The sequence below is a fragment of the Clostridium chromiireducens genome (assembly GCF_002029255.1).
Lineage (GTDB): Bacteria > Bacillota > Clostridia > Clostridiales > Clostridiaceae > Clostridium > Clostridium chromiireducens.
Map to the genome: position 1 here is coordinate 1 of NZ_MZGT01000045.1, position 14,462 is coordinate 14,462.

A 14,462-nucleotide genomic window follows, 5' to 3' on the forward strand; every position below is an offset into this window, starting at 1 on the left:
ATAATATGCTATAATTATTTATATACAGCAGTTTGCCGTATTATTCTATTTAGTATTATGGATCATAAAATACTTAGAAAGGTAGGTGGTAAATAGAATGAGCACATTTATGTTGAAAAATAAATCTCAAGGATTTACTCCTGTTAGTAATGTATTTATAGAAAAATACATGCCACAAGCTAGAGGCGAATTTGTAAAAATTTATTTATTAATGCTAAAGCATAATATTTCTGGAGAGTTAGGTGTTAGCTCATCAATACTAGCTTCCTCACTTAATTTATTAGAATCTGATATTATGAACGCACTCAATTATTGGAATGATCAGGGAGCTATAAAGCTTACTCAAATAGATAAAATGGGTAACTTTAATGTTGAATTTATAGATTTAGTTGACGAACCAGTTAAACCTAATAATCAAGTAGACTTATTAGAAGCTCTTGATAGCTCTAGCACCAAAGATATGCTAAAAGATATAGAAACGCTTTTAGCTAGACCACTATCACCAAACGAAATGTCAATTTACTTAAATTGGCAAAGAGAATTCGGTTTCTCTTCTGAATTAATTTTGATTTTAATGGAATACTGTATATCAAAAGGTAAAAGTGATTCGCGATATATAGAAAAGGTGGCATTGGCTTGGCACGATCAAAAGATAACTAATATTGAACAAGCACAAAATTTAATTAAGAAGACCGAAGATAAGTGGCTTAACATAAGAAAAATATTAACCTATTTAGGTATTAACAATACTGATATAATGAAACCTCAACAGGACTTGATAGAAAAATGGCTTCTTATTTATAAGTTTCCAAATGAAATTATTTTAAAAGCTTGCGATGTATGTTTTGAAAGATTAAATAGAGCAGATTTTAAGTATATTGATGGTATACTATCTAATTGGAATAAAAATAATATTAGAACTCTAGAAGATATAGCTATTAAAGATATTAAGAATAATAAAAATGTTAAATACCAAAAAAGCTATAATAATAGTAATACCGAAAAATCTCCTCTTAAGTTCAATAATTTTGAGGCAAGAGAGTATGATTATGATTCCTTAGAAAAAAAACTTTTAGGATGGGATAATGATGATTAAAGGCTATCAAACTGAAATTTTAAAAATATATGATAAACTTAGAGAAGACGAAGCTAAATCACTAAAATCTAGAAGAGCAGAGATATCTGAAAAATATCCTGAAATTATTGAATTAGATAATCAGATTCAAAGAATGTCTTTGCAGATGGCAGTATCGATTCTTAAATCTAGAGATGGGGAAAAAACAATAGACAATTTTAAAGAACGTATTACAGATTTAAGAGTAAAAAAATGTGAAATGCTGGTTGAAAGAGGATATGATCCTGAATATTTAAACTTGCATCATCATTGTAACAAATGTAAAGATACAGGATTTATTGGTAATATTAAGTGCAGTTGCTATAAACATAAGTTAATTAAGCTATACTATAAAAATTCCGAACTTGAAAGTGCCATTGCATCAAATAACTTTGATAATTTTGACTTAAGTTTATTTTCAAGTCATAAACTTGGGGATGAGAAGTTTTCCCCTCGAAAAAATATGGAGAATAATTTAGAATATATATTAAAAGATTATCTTCCAAACTTCTCTGCAATCTCAACAAATCTACTATTTTATGGAAATCCAGGCAGTGGAAAGACTTATTTATCTTATTGCATTGCTAAAGCTGTATTAGATATGGGATATTTAGTTATATACAAAACTTCAGATGAATTAATTAAGAATTTAAGAGACATAAGATTTAATAATGACTCCTCTCTAGAGTCGTTAATACTTGATTGTGATTTATTGATTATTGATGATTTAGGTGCGGAACATCTTAATGAATTTTCTGTTACTGAATTATTTAATGTTATAAATAAAAGAATTCTTAGTAAAAGAAAAATGCTTATCTCAACCAATTTAACTCTACCAGGAATTACAAAGCAATACAGTGAAAGAATCGCTTCAAGATTAATTGGTGAATTTAAGCTTTGCAAATTTTATTCAGAGGATATAAGAATAAAGAAGAATCTTGAGAAAAACAGATAAATGAATTAAGCTAGAGCACAATATATAATGTACTCTAGCTTTTAACACCTTTAAAAGAAACAATTATTTTTCTTTGTGAAAATTACTTGTATAGCAAGATGATATTTAAATACAATAAAAAAACAAGTTCTAGTTTATACTAGAACTTGTTCTTTAATGGCGACTCAGAAGGGGCTCGAACCCTCGACCTCCGGCGTGACAGGCCGGCACTCTAACCAACTGAGCTACTGAGCCATCTTATGGTGGGCACAACAGGGCTCGAACCTGTGACCCCCTGCTTGTAAGGCAGGTGCTCTCCCAGCTGAGCTATGCGCCCATAAGATAGATAAAATGGTGACTCCTAGGGGAATCGAACCCCTGTTACCACCGTGAAAGGGTGGTGTCTTAACCGCTTGACCAAGGAGCCATATTAAGTTTTATGTTTTATTTAAAATGGAGCTGGCAATAGGAATCGAACCTACAACCTGCTGATTACAAGTCAGCTGCTCTACCGTTGAGCCATGCCAGCATATTTTAAATGGCGACTCAGAAGGGGCTCGAACCCTCGACCTCCGGCGTGACAGGCCGGCACTCTAACCAACTGAGCTACTGAGCCATCTTATGGTGGGCACAACAGGGCTCGAACCTGTGACCCCCTGCTTGTAAGGCAGGTGCTCTCCCAGCTGAGCTATGCGCCCATAAGATAGATAAATGGTGACTCCTAGGGGAATCGAACCCCTGTTACCACCGTGAAAGGGTGGTGTCTTAACCGCTTGACCAAGGAGCCATGCTTATATTGTCTTTCGCTTAAATATCTTAACTTTATATCCTTTAGTTATTCAAGCTGCCGACCACATAGACTATAATACCTAAAATTAGATTGCGTGTCAACACATTTTTTCATTTTTTTTATTTTTATCTTATTTTATTGATTTCAAAAGCTATTCTTTGGCTCTATAATGTGATTTTTACTAGGCTTTTGTTAATAATAAAAATAAACATAATAAAATATTTAACAACTTATATTATTGATTCTTTTAACGTTAACACTACTATGATAAAATTTATTTATTATAAAACTAAGGAGTGATTAAAAAAATGATTTATCACGATTTAATAGTTGTCGGTGGTGGTGCATCAGGCTTAATGGCCGCAATAATAGCAAAAGACTTTGGAATTGATGTTGCTATTATTGAGGGAACCGATAGAATTGGTAAAAAGATTCTTGTTACAGGAAATGGAAGATGCAATATTTCCAATAAAAGTATATCATATCCATATAAATGCTTTCATAGTGAAAATAATACTTTTTTTGAAGAAGCTTTAAATAAATTCACAGTAAAGGATACAAAAAATATGTTTTTATCTCTTGGACTTCCTTTAGTTGAATTAGAAAATGGTAAAATGTATCCAAAGTCTCTTCAAGCTTCTTCTGTCATAGATATATTTAGAATGGCTCTGGATGATAGACAAATACCTTTATATTCAAATTGTAAAATTAATTCTATAAATAAAAATAAGATTTTTACTTTATGCAGTAATAACGAAGAATTTAAAAATTTTTCCTGCAATAAACTTATTTTGAGTTGTGGGGGTAAATCTGCCGTGAAAACAGGGTCAGATGGTTCTGGTTACAAGTTATGCAAATCTTTTGGTCATAGCATTATAAGCACGCTTCCTGGTATTGTTCAGTTAAAATTAGATTACCCTTACTTAAAAGCTTTATCTGGGATTAAATTTGATGGCTCTGTTTCTCTTCTAGTTAACGATGAAATAGTGCGTACAGAGGTTGGAGAAGTCCTATTCACAGACTATGGAATTTCTGGGCCTCCTATAATGCAGTTATCATCTCATGCCTCTAAAGCTCTTTATAACAACTCAAAAGTTACTATAAGACTTGATATGTTTCCATATGAAAGCAAAGAAGATATTGAAAATTTCTTTTCTAGTCATTTTTCAATGTTTAATTACAGAGGTATATCATCTGCATTAATTGGAGTAATAAACAAAAAATTAATTCCTACGATATTAAAAGACGTTGGAATAAAAGATATCCATTTGCCTTGTAGCAATATTGATTGGAAGAACATTAACAAATTAATTGATAGATTTAAAGAATGGGATTTCAATTGTATAGATACTAACGGCTTTCCTAATGCTCAAGTCACTGTAGGAGGTGTAAATACCTCTGAGGTAAACAATAAGCGTTTAGAATCCAAGCTAGTTAAGGATTTATACTTCTGTGGAGAAATCTTAGACGTTCATGGTGATTGTGGAGGTTTTAATCTTCAATGGGCATGGAGTTCCGGCTATTTAGCTGCCAAGTCTGCTGCTAGTAGATAATCAATTAATAAAAATTATTCAAGATTACATATTAAAAATAAGTAACAACTATAAAATTCTTAAAAATTTTATAGTTGTTACTCTAATGGTTATTCTTTTAACCTTTCTAATTCAGTTTCAAGTAAAGTAACAGTATCTCCTTCTCCATTCCTTATAGTGTGATATGATTTTAGACTATCATCATTTACTTCCTTAACTGTTGCAATTGATGATATAGTATCTCCATACTTAGTCTCTTTCTCAAATGTCACTTTAATTCTTTTAATAATATAGCTATTAACAATATCCAGAGGAACAGCTTCAGTTGCCCACTCAATATATTTAACGTTATTAACATGATTATTTGAATCAATATCACTATACCTAATTCTGAACTCCTTCTGATACTGCTCTTCATCAACCCTTTCTATTTTATCCATACTTATGTCATAGTCTACATCTCCATCCACCCCATAAATATCATATTGCTCTTTTTGTATCCTCATAGGTCTTCTTTTTTTAATATCAATCAAGAAAAATAGTGCCTGAGCTTCTCCAACAATATTATTTTCCTCATCTCTTATAAAATACGCCCTCAATCCATAGAACTTTTTAAATCCTATAGGCTGAGTCGTAATGCTTACAGTTTCGCCAAACATTGGATACCTATTTATTTTAATATCATACTTATAGAAAACCCATGCACAATTATTTTCTGTGCAATATTCTATTCCACCGCCCAAGTGTTCAGATTGCTGAGTACCTACGTCACAGATAAAATTAATCAAAGATGACAATTTACATCTTAACTTAGAATCTACTTCATAATAGTGTATTTCATATTTCTTAGTAAAACTTTTACTCATATTTATTCATTGCTTATTAATAAATAACAGGTAAACTTCATAGTTAAAAACCTCTTTCTATCCACAATAATTTTTCACTTATACTATTACCTTAAATTATTTATAATTCAACAATGTTTCTCTCCCCCCTTATTGTATACTTTGTTACCTTATCTATTGATACAGCCCTAATTTCAGTAAAGCTGTATCTTACTATAATATATTTTATCATCTATTAACACATAAGAGTTAATAGAATTATTGATTTTCGCTTAATTTTTAAAATCCATAATTCTAATTACTGTGATATTAGTGCGAAGAAAAGAGGACTCTCTAAAAAGAAAATCCTCTAATGAACAATATTATTATCTATTTAATGCTTCTAATAAATCGTCTAAATTTAATCCGTGAACTGTTGCTGCTTCAGCTATAGTTTCAGCTTGAGCTGATGGACATCCAACACATCCCATTCCAAAACTCATTAGAACTTGAGCCTTAGATGAATCTGAACTAACTACTTCACCAATTGTCATATCTTTAGTTATCATACTTTCACCTTCTTTAATATAACTTTTATGTAATTATTGTCTACAATAAAATTATATTTTATACAAAACATAAAGTCAATACCCGAGTATAATACTAAACAATAGGCTATATACTGTCTATTCTCATAGTTTGATCTCTCTTCGGACCAACCCCAACTATTGAAATTTTAGTTTCTGTAAATTCTGATATTCTAGCTAAATACTTTTTAACATTTTCAGGTAGTTCATCATAACTTCTAACATCAGCTACACTATCATCCCAACCATCAAATTCTTCATATATTGGCTCACATTCAGCTAGATCTTCTAAACTTGCTGGGAAGTAATCTATTACTGTATCATTGAATTTATATCCAACACATACTTTAATTTTTTCTAAACCAGCTAGTGTATCGATTTTAGTTACTGCCAATGAAGTCAATCCACTTACTCTAGCAGCTGTTTTAACTATAACTAGATCTAACCACCCACATCTTCTTGATCTTCCTGTAGTTACGCCATATTCATGTCCTTTTTCCCTGATCCACTCTCCAGTTTCATCAAGTAATTCTGTTGGAAATGGCCCTTTACCAACTCTTGTAGTATATGCTTTTGTTATCCCTACTGAATTTGTTATCATATTAGGCCCTATTCCAGCACCGCTTGATACTCCTCCAGCAGTTGTATTAGATGATGTCACATATGGATATGTACCATAATCGATATCTAAAAGCATTCCTTGAGCACCCTCAAATAAAACAGTTTTATCAGCTTTTATTTCATTGTATACTCTAACAGATGTGTCCTGAACAAATGGTCTTAATTTCTTAGCAATTTCTAAGTATTCTTTTAATATTTCATCAAAATCTAATGCTTCGCCACCTAATATCTTTGTAATATAGGCATTCTTCATTTCAACATTTTCTCTTAATTTTTCTGCGAAAACATCTTCATGCATTAAATCACAAACTCTAATTCCGCATCTTTCAAATTTATCCGTATAACAAGGTCCTATTCCCTTACCTGTAGTACCTATATCATTTTTACCTCTAGCCTTTTCTTTTAATTGATCTAATATCTTATGATATGGCATGATAAGTTGAGCTCTGTCACTTACGATTAACTTTTCAGGTGTAACTTTAACTCCAACACCTTCTAAATAATCTATTTCTTGAAATAAAGCCTTTGGATCAACAACTACTCCGTTTCCAATAACATTTAATTTGTCATCATATAAAATCCCTGATGGTATTAAATGTAATTTGTATTCTTTATCGCCAACCATTACAGTGTGACCAGCATTATTTCCACCTTGAAATCTAACAACTACATTAGCCTCTTCTGCTAAGTAATCTGTCATCTTTCCTTTTCCTTCATCTCCCCATTGCGCTCCTAAAACAATAAATGCTGACATTTATCTTGCCTCCCTTAATATAAATAAGCTTGCACTTTTAGCTTTAATTTTAATTATTAATTTGGAGTTTTATTAAAAATTATTTTAATCTCTCCTTTTAAATAGTAGCAAAGTACCTTTCTATGGTCAACTATATATCGAATATTTTTTTGCTTTTTTTATAAATAATTCGTATAATTGTTTTATAATGTTATCTTAAAGCCTATATTTCAGTGAATTTAAATATATTTAACATATTAAGGAGTGTTTTTAATGAATATTTATGAAGAAGCCTTAAAATTTCATGAAGAAAAAAAAGGTAAGTATGAAATCAAACCTACATGTGAGGTAAAAACTGCCAAGGACTTAAGTCTTGCATATACACCTGGTGTTGCAGAGCCTTGTCGTGAGATACATAAAGATCCATCAAAAGCTTACACATATACTCGTAAATGGAATACTGTTGCTGTTATTTCCGATGGTACTGCAGTTTTAGGCCTTGGAGATATTGGTCCGCTTGCTTCTTTACCTGTCATGGAAGGTAAAAGTATTTTATTTAAGGAATTTGGTAATGTAGATGCATTCCCAATAGTTCTAGACACTAAAGATGTAGATGAAATTGTTAATACAGTTGTAAATATCGCGCCAACTCTTGGTGGAATAAATCTAGAAGATATTTCAGCTCCTAGATGTTTCGAAGTTGAAAGAAAATTGAAAGAGAAATTAAATATACCAGTATTTCATGATGACCAACACGGAACAGCTATAGTTGTTTTATCAGGTCTGTTGAATGCCTTAAAAATAGTAAACAAAAAGCTAGAAGACATCAAAGTAATTATAAATGGTGCCGGTTCTGCCGGAACTGCCATATGTAAGTTATTACTTTCTTCGGGAGTTAAAAATATAGTAATGTGTGATATAGATGGCGTAATAAGTAGAGATAAAGATTTAAGTCATAATATTTACATGCAAGAGCTAGCTAATATAACTAATCCAAATAATGAAGCTGGTACACTTAAAGATGTTATAAAGGGTGCAGATGTTTTTATTGGTGTTTCTGCTCCAAATATAGTTTCTAAAGATATGGTTAAAACTATGAACAAAGATGGAATAATATTTGCAATGGCTAATCCAACTCCTGAAATTTTTCCTGAAGATGCAAAAGAAGCTGGAATCGCAGTAATGGGTACTGGTCGTTCAGATTATCCTAATCAAATAAACAATGTATTGGCCTTTCCAGGAGTATTTAGGGGCGCATTAGATGTAAGAGCTACAGAAATTAATGAAGAGATGAAAGTAGCTGCTGCTTATGCTATTGCAAATGCTATATCATCTGATGAATTAACTCCTGAAAATATAATTCCTAAAGCATTTGATCTCAAGGTTCAAGCTTTAGTCGCAGAGGCTGTCAAAGAGGCTGCAATTAGAAGTGGAGTTGCTAGTATTCAATATTTCTGAATTTAATCTTGAATAATTTATTTTAATAAAAACCTATAGTTGAACTTATATTTCAATTATAGGTTTTTATTATTCCTTTACTGATGAGTTATGCATACAAAAGACGATCTTAACTTTATCCACAAATACATTTTAATAAAAATTATTTTTAGAATTTATCCACAGAATTAATATAATATAATTATCCACATTATATTATTATAAATCTTATGCACAAAAAATTTTTTTAAATGTTATGTTGATAAGTATTTTCTCTCCCTAAAAGAACTTAATCCTAGACAATATCAAATCATTTAGTTAATATAAAATTGATATTAATCATATTAGGAGTGAATTATATGGCTAAATTACTAATCCCTATAGATGATGATGCTTTTAAATCCGAAGTCAGTATAAGATTTAATAATATTTTGGAAGGCTTCGATTCCTTTAAAAATTTTACTCTCATGGCTAATAGCATTGAAAACGGAGAGAACAACTTTATCAAATTTATAGAATATATTTTCGAAATAAATAATTGTAGCGCTTATGTAGATTTTTATATAAATAAAATTTCAGATGCTGATAAAAAAAAGCTTCTTGATTTAGTTCCAGATGAAGATAAAGATATATTAAAATCCCATTTAAGTTTTGATAAACATACTGGAGTATTTTTTAAACTTCTCAATAAAGATCTTATACCTTTTTTAGTTCGTTTAAATACAAGGGAAATTTTTTTTCTTACTTTTTATTTTACTTACAAACCTATCAGTATCTGGGGAAATTATAACTTAAACTTTCCTTGCTTCTTTAATAGTCAGGAAAATCTCGAATTTTATTATAATATATCTAAATCTTTTGAATTAATATCAGTTTTATGAATTAAAACTAATAAAAGTATGGGAAGCTGAATGTATTATAAACATTCAGCTTCCCATTATTTTGTTTATCATTTTAGATTAATAACTTAAATTATTAATTCTATTCAATAAATTCCTAATTGTAATTCGCACTTTTTTATTGGTGTTAAGTTCTTAATTGCGCTTCGCACTTTTTTTAATTGTGAAAGGATCTTAATTGCGCTTCGCGCTTTTTTTAATTGTGCATATTTTTTGATTTCTCTGCGCACTTATCCATTGCTTGTATGACACTATTTCTAAACCCTAGTTTTTCTAATTCAACTACTGCATCTATAGTTGTACCAGCAGGTGAGCAAACCATATCCTTTAATTCGCCTGGATGCTTTCCTGTTTCTAGAACCATCTTTGATGATCCTAAAACGCTTTGAGCTGCCATTTTATAAGCTTTAACTCTAGGTATTCCTAATTTTACTGCTGCATCTGCCATAGCCTCTATAAACATAAATACATATGCTGGTGACGATCCACATAATGCTATAAATCCGTGAAAATCTTTTTCCTCTAGTTGAACACACTCTCCAAAACTTTCAAAAATCTTAAAACAATAGTCTAGCTCATCTTTGGTAACATTTTTGTTAGGACATATAGCTGACATTGCTTCCCCTACAAGGGCTGGCGTATTTGGCATTGTTCTAATTATTTTAGAATTACCGCTAATCCATTCTTCCATATTACTAATTGTAATTCCAGCAGCTATAGTAATAATCAATTTATCTTCTGTTAACTCTGATCTAATTTCAGTTATCATTTGCTTAAACATAAAAGGCTTGATAGCCAAAATGATAATATCTGATTCCTTTGCAACAATAGTACTATCTAAAGTTGTTTTCACTTGAAACTGCGCTTCTAGTTTCTTTAAAGATGCTTCGGTTTTAGTTGATACTATTATATCCTCAGCTTTTAGAAAGCCTGAATTAATAAGACCTCCAACCATTGAACTCCCCATATTACCACAACCAATAAAACCAACTTTTTTACTCATTTCATAGCCCCCATTAAAAAATTTTTGTTATTATTTGAAATTTTATGATTTTATATGAATATCTTAATTATAAACCACCATAATCATAGGATAGCTTGTATCAAAACTCACAAACTATAGTTAAATATGAAGGGAGGAATATATATGAAAGATAATTCTTTAGTATATAATAATTCTTTAATCAGCCCAGAGAACTTTATTGACTCTATTTTGTATCATGAGCCTAAAGAACAACTTCCCACATGCGATATTGAAGAAAGTCCAGACTTTTACTATATAAATATAAGTTCATTTTACGACGATAAACACGTATTAGAAATATCATATAAAAATAATTTTTTAACACTAAAATTTATGCTCGATGATGATTTTAAGCAACTTCTATTTCAAAGAATCTTTTATCTTTTAAAAATTGATTTAGATTATATATTACTGCACGAATATAAAGACAGTATAAAATTAATAATACCTAAAATGGCTTAACTTATATAATACAACAATAATATTCTTCAAATGAATATTACTTACAATACTCAAAGATATAAGAATAGTTATGTCAAACTGTTCTTATATCTTTATTCTTAGTTTTTCTATTTTCTTTAAATTTTATTCTCTATGAATCACATCTAAATTACCAAATTTACTAAACTGTCCAAGCCAAGCAAGTTTAACAGTACCAACTGGACCGTTTCTTTGTTTAGCCATTATGCATTCAGCCATATTTTTATCTTCAGTTTCTTTATTGTAATACTCATCTCTATACAAGAACATAACTACGTCTGCATCCTGTTCTATAGAACCTGATTCTCTTAAGTCAGATAACATTGGCCTATGATCTGCTCTTTGTTCAGGAGCACGCGATAACTGCGATAAGGCTATTACAGGACATTCCATTTCTTTAGCCAATGCTTTAATAGATCTAGATATTTCAGATACTTCTTGTTGTCTATTATCAGAACCAGCACCTCCAGACATAAGCTGCAAATAGTCTATAACAATTAAGTCTATTCCATATTCCATCTTAAGCCTTCTGCATTTTGATCTCATCTCCATAACAGTAACCCCTGCTGTATCATCTATATAAATCTTTGCCTTGGATAATGGCCCTGCGGCCATAGCAATGTTTTCCCAATCTTTATCTTCCAAATTACCTGTTCTAAGCTTTAACATATCAACATTAGCTTCTGAACAAAGTAATTTATAAGCTAGCTGCTCCTTAGACATTTCCAACGAGAATACTACAACGCTCTTATTTTCTCTAAGTGCTGCATTCTCTACTATATTTAATGCAAATGTTGTTTTTCCCATTGAAGGTCTAGCCGCAATTAATACCATATCTCCACTTTGAAATCCAGATGTCTTTGCATCCAAATCAGTAAATCCTGACGGAACTCCTGTAACTGAACCCTTATCATTAAAAAGTTTTTCTATTTGTGCAAATCCTCTTTCTAATACATCACTTAGTGGCTCAAAATCCTTTGATGTTCTCTTCTCTGCTATGTTAAATATCTTCTTTTCAGCACTATCCACAACATCTTCTACATTACTTTGATTATTATAACTTTCTTCAATTATAGCCGTCGATGATTTAATTAGTTTCCTCAAAGTAGATTTATCTGAAACAATTTTTATATATGCGCTTAAATTTGCAGTAGTAGGTACAGACGAACTCAATTCTGTTATATATGTTACTCCACCAGCTCTCTCAAGCATGTCAGTGCTCTTTAAATATTCTAATAAAGTTAATAAGTCCACAGCTATATCATTCCTAAACATCTCTAATATAGCTCTATATATTACCTTATGACCATCCCTATAAAAATCCTCTTCTTCTAAACCTTCTAGAACTTTTGCAATAGAATTTTTATCAATGATCATCGATCCTATAACTGATTGTTCTGCTTCTATGCTTTGAGGTAAACTCCTCATTACTGATGCATCCAAGCTTTATTCCTCCTATCTAATTATCGGTTGACAATTATTCTGCACTTTATCATATGTATATAATAATTCTAATTCTATCATTTGTTAGGAATAAAAAAAAGCCTCCTATCCTTATCAAGGAGGCTTATTTTATTAAATTAGCTAAAAGCAATGTCCATAATCTCTTCTATAGAGGCTATAGCTTTAACTTCTATATCTTCAGTATTTAAAGGAATTTCCTTTTCATTATCTTTCGGAACTATAACAAGCTGTATTCCCATTCTCTTAGCTCCATATATCTTTTCAAATATCCCTCCTACTGGTTTAACTTTTCCCTGAAGAGATATTTCTCCTGTAATCGCCATATCCTGTCTTATAGGTTTATCTAATAATGAACTTATTATGCAAATTGTGATGGCAGCTCCTGCTGACGGCCCATCAATTTTTCCTCCACCAACAACATTAACATGAATATCATAATCTTTAATGTCTTTATCGGTTAAATTTCTAATAACAGAGGCCGCATTAAATACAGAATCCTTCGCCATAGACCCAGCTGTATCATTGAATCTAACCACACCTGTTCCTTTTTTCTTTGCTGGAAAAACAGCTGCTTCTATTTCAATTGTAGATCCTAAAAATCCGTTTACTCCTAAACCATAAACATGACCTACTTCGCTCTTATTTATATTTACTAATCTTTCAAACGGAGTATACCTTCCAATCGATATCACTTCATCCAAATCTGATAGCTTTATTTCTAAATCCTCTACAAACTGTTTAGTACGGTGCAGTGCATACCCATATGTATCCGTCAATATATTTACGGCTTTTCTTCCTTCAAAGGTATAATTACTTATTTTCTGAGCAACGCCATCTTCCAGTATAACCTTTAACTTTCTAGCAGCATCTTCAACTATAAGAATAATATCCTTTGATGAAAGTGGTTCAAAGTATACTTCAGTACATCTTGATCTTAATGCTGGATTTATTTCACTAGGACTTTTAGTGGTAGCTCCAATCAAAACAAAATCTGCTGGTGCTCCATTATCGAAAAGGTACTTAATGTACTTAGGAATCGTTTCATCATCTGGATCATAATATGATGATGAAAATTCAACTCTCTTATCTTCTAAAACCTTTAAAAGCTTATTTTGAAGCATAGAGTCTAATTCTCCTATCTCGTCTATAAACAATACTCCACCATGGGCTTGTGTAACCAATCCTGGTTTAGGCTCAGGTATTCCTACTTCAGCTAAATCTCTTTTACTTCCTTGGTATATAGGATCATGTACTGATCCCAATAAAGGATTTGTAATTTCTCTAGGATCCCATCTTAATGTAGTCCCATCAACCTCAACAAAGTTAGATTTGTCATCAAATGGAGTAAACGAAAGTTTCTTAACTTCATTTAACGCAAGTCTTGCCGCTGTAGTCTTACCAACCCCAGGAGGCCCATATAATATTATATGTTGAGGGTATGGAGATGAAAGTTTTGATATTAGAGATTTAATCGCTCTCTCTTGACCAACTACTTGACTAAAATTAGATGGCCTTAGAAAGCTCATAATATTCTTACTGGTAGTCCTACTGTCTAATTCTATCAAATTATTTAATTTATTTATTGTTTTCTTATTTTCAGCACCTTTTTGCTTATTTATAACTGAGAGCCTAACTTCATCTATGTACTTTTCTTGTTTCTCCATAATTGATTGCTCAACTTGAGACTCAATCTTATTTTGAACATATCTTTTTGCTAATTCATTTGAAATTAACCTTACAGTTTTATTAATAGCTTGCTGCAATTCCTCTTTTTTGGGTGCAGACTTTAGATCCTTACCCTCAGCTAAAATAGTATTCAATGCAAAAATTTTATCACAAAGATTTGCTGATTGTATATACTTATCTAATTTAAATCTAACTGTTCTAGCTCTAAACGCACCTTTATCAAGAATATTCTTAGTTATAGAAAATAACGCTTCTATTTGAGAATCTAATGATAAAGTTCCTGAAATAATATCCTGCAGTAGGCTTGTGTCATCATATGAATTCAAAATTAATCCTC

Annotated in this window: 12 protein-coding genes and 7 tRNA genes; 6 read left to right on the forward strand and 13 right to left on the reverse strand. The window is 31.1% G+C overall.

Annotated elements, in window-relative coordinates; translation table 11 throughout:
- The first annotated feature begins 97 nt into the window (after positions 1-97).
- Complete coding sequence (locus tag CLCHR_RS15880) at positions 98-1,096, forward strand: DnaD domain protein (protein ID WP_169896819.1); 999 nt, start codon at positions 98-100, stop codon at positions 1,094-1,096.
- A complete protein-coding gene (locus tag CLCHR_RS15885; protein ID WP_079440814.1) occupies positions 1,089-2,069 on the forward strand; it encodes an ATP-binding protein in 981 nt (326 codons plus the stop codon). Before CLCHR_RS15880 ends, CLCHR_RS15885 begins: the two co-directional genes overlap by 8 nt.
- Before the next feature lie 157 nt (positions 2,070-2,226).
- On the opposite strand, the gene CLCHR_RS15890 is transcribed toward CLCHR_RS15885, so the two are convergent.
- The 7 genes from CLCHR_RS15890 to CLCHR_RS15920 form a co-directional block, all read right to left on the reverse strand.
- Positions 2,227-2,303: transfer RNA gene (locus CLCHR_RS15890), tRNA-Asp, on the reverse strand.
- Positions 2,304-2,309: 6 nt separating this feature from the next.
- A tRNA-Val gene (locus CLCHR_RS15895) sits at positions 2,310-2,385 on the reverse strand.
- Positions 2,386-2,400: 15 nt separating this feature from the next.
- Positions 2,401-2,475 (reverse strand) — tRNA-Glu (locus tag CLCHR_RS15900).
- A gap of 27 nt (positions 2,476-2,502) precedes the next feature.
- Positions 2,503-2,577: transfer RNA gene (locus tag CLCHR_RS15905), tRNA-Thr, on the reverse strand.
- A 10-nt stretch (positions 2,578-2,587) separates the two neighbouring features.
- Positions 2,588-2,664: transfer RNA gene (locus CLCHR_RS15910), tRNA-Asp, on the reverse strand.
- A 6-nt stretch (positions 2,665-2,670) separates the two neighbouring features.
- Positions 2,671-2,746: transfer RNA gene (locus CLCHR_RS15915), tRNA-Val, on the reverse strand.
- A gap of 14 nt (positions 2,747-2,760) precedes the next feature.
- Positions 2,761-2,835, reverse strand: a tRNA-Glu gene (locus CLCHR_RS15920).
- A gap of 311 nt (positions 2,836-3,146) precedes the next feature.
- On the opposite strand from CLCHR_RS15920, the gene CLCHR_RS15925 reads away from it, so the two are divergent.
- Positions 3,147-4,391 carry a BaiN/RdsA family NAD(P)/FAD-dependent oxidoreductase gene (locus CLCHR_RS15925; RefSeq protein WP_079440815.1) on the forward strand — a complete coding sequence of 415 codons (1,245 nt, stop codon included), beginning with the start codon at positions 3,147-3,149 and terminating at the stop codon, positions 4,389-4,391.
- 89 nt (positions 4,392-4,480) lie between these two features.
- Here the strand turns inward: CLCHR_RS15925 and CLCHR_RS15930 are convergent, their stop codons facing one another.
- The 3 genes from CLCHR_RS15930 to CLCHR_RS15940 form a co-directional block, all read right to left on the reverse strand.
- Positions 4,481-5,236, reverse strand: coding sequence for an acyl-[acyl-carrier-protein] thioesterase (locus CLCHR_RS15930; RefSeq protein ID WP_079440816.1), 756 nt, complete (start codon positions 5,234-5,236; stop codon positions 4,481-4,483).
- Between the two features lie 344 nt (positions 5,237-5,580).
- Positions 5,581-5,763: a DUF1858 domain-containing protein gene (locus CLCHR_RS15935; protein WP_079440817.1), complete on the reverse strand. Its 183-nt coding sequence runs from the start codon at positions 5,761-5,763 to the stop codon at positions 5,581-5,583.
- 106 nt (positions 5,764-5,869) lie between these two features.
- Positions 5,870-7,156 carry an adenylosuccinate synthase gene (locus CLCHR_RS15940; RefSeq protein WP_079440818.1) on the reverse strand — a complete coding sequence of 429 codons (1,287 nt, stop codon included), beginning with the start codon at positions 7,154-7,156 and terminating at the stop codon, positions 5,870-5,872.
- Between the two features lie 252 nt (positions 7,157-7,408).
- Here CLCHR_RS15940 and CLCHR_RS15945 point away from each other — a divergent pair, with 252 nt between their 5' ends.
- Positions 7,409-8,593: an NAD(P)-dependent malic enzyme gene (locus CLCHR_RS15945; protein WP_079440819.1), complete on the forward strand. Its 1,185-nt coding sequence runs from the start codon at positions 7,409-7,411 to the stop codon at positions 8,591-8,593.
- Between the two features lie 338 nt (positions 8,594-8,931).
- Positions 8,932-9,453 carry a hypothetical protein gene (locus tag CLCHR_RS15950; protein WP_079440820.1) on the forward strand — a complete coding sequence of 174 codons (522 nt, stop codon included), beginning with the start codon at positions 8,932-8,934 and terminating at the stop codon, positions 9,451-9,453.
- A 214-nt stretch (positions 9,454-9,667) separates the two neighbouring features.
- Here the strand turns inward: CLCHR_RS15950 and proC are convergent, their stop codons facing one another.
- Positions 9,668-10,474, reverse strand: coding sequence for a pyrroline-5-carboxylate reductase (proC, locus tag CLCHR_RS15955; RefSeq protein ID WP_079440821.1), 807 nt, complete (start codon positions 10,472-10,474; stop codon positions 9,668-9,670).
- 144 nt (positions 10,475-10,618) lie between these two features.
- Here proC and CLCHR_RS15960 point away from each other — a divergent pair, with 144 nt between their 5' ends.
- A complete protein-coding gene (locus CLCHR_RS15960; protein ID WP_079440822.1) occupies positions 10,619-10,957 on the forward strand; it encodes a hypothetical protein in 339 nt (112 codons plus the stop codon).
- A 123-nt stretch (positions 10,958-11,080) separates the two neighbouring features.
- Here the strand turns inward: CLCHR_RS15960 and CLCHR_RS15965 are convergent, their stop codons facing one another.
- Positions 11,081-12,418, reverse strand: a complete 1,338-nt coding sequence (locus tag CLCHR_RS15965; protein ID WP_079440823.1) for a replicative DNA helicase — start codon at positions 12,416-12,418, stop codon at positions 11,081-11,083.
- 137 nt (positions 12,419-12,555) lie between these two features.
- Positions 12,556-14,451: a Lon family ATP-dependent protease gene (gene lonC / locus CLCHR_RS15970; protein ID WP_079440824.1), complete on the reverse strand. Its 1,896-nt coding sequence runs from the start codon at positions 14,449-14,451 to the stop codon at positions 12,556-12,558.
- Positions 14,452-14,462: the final 11 nt, after the last annotated feature.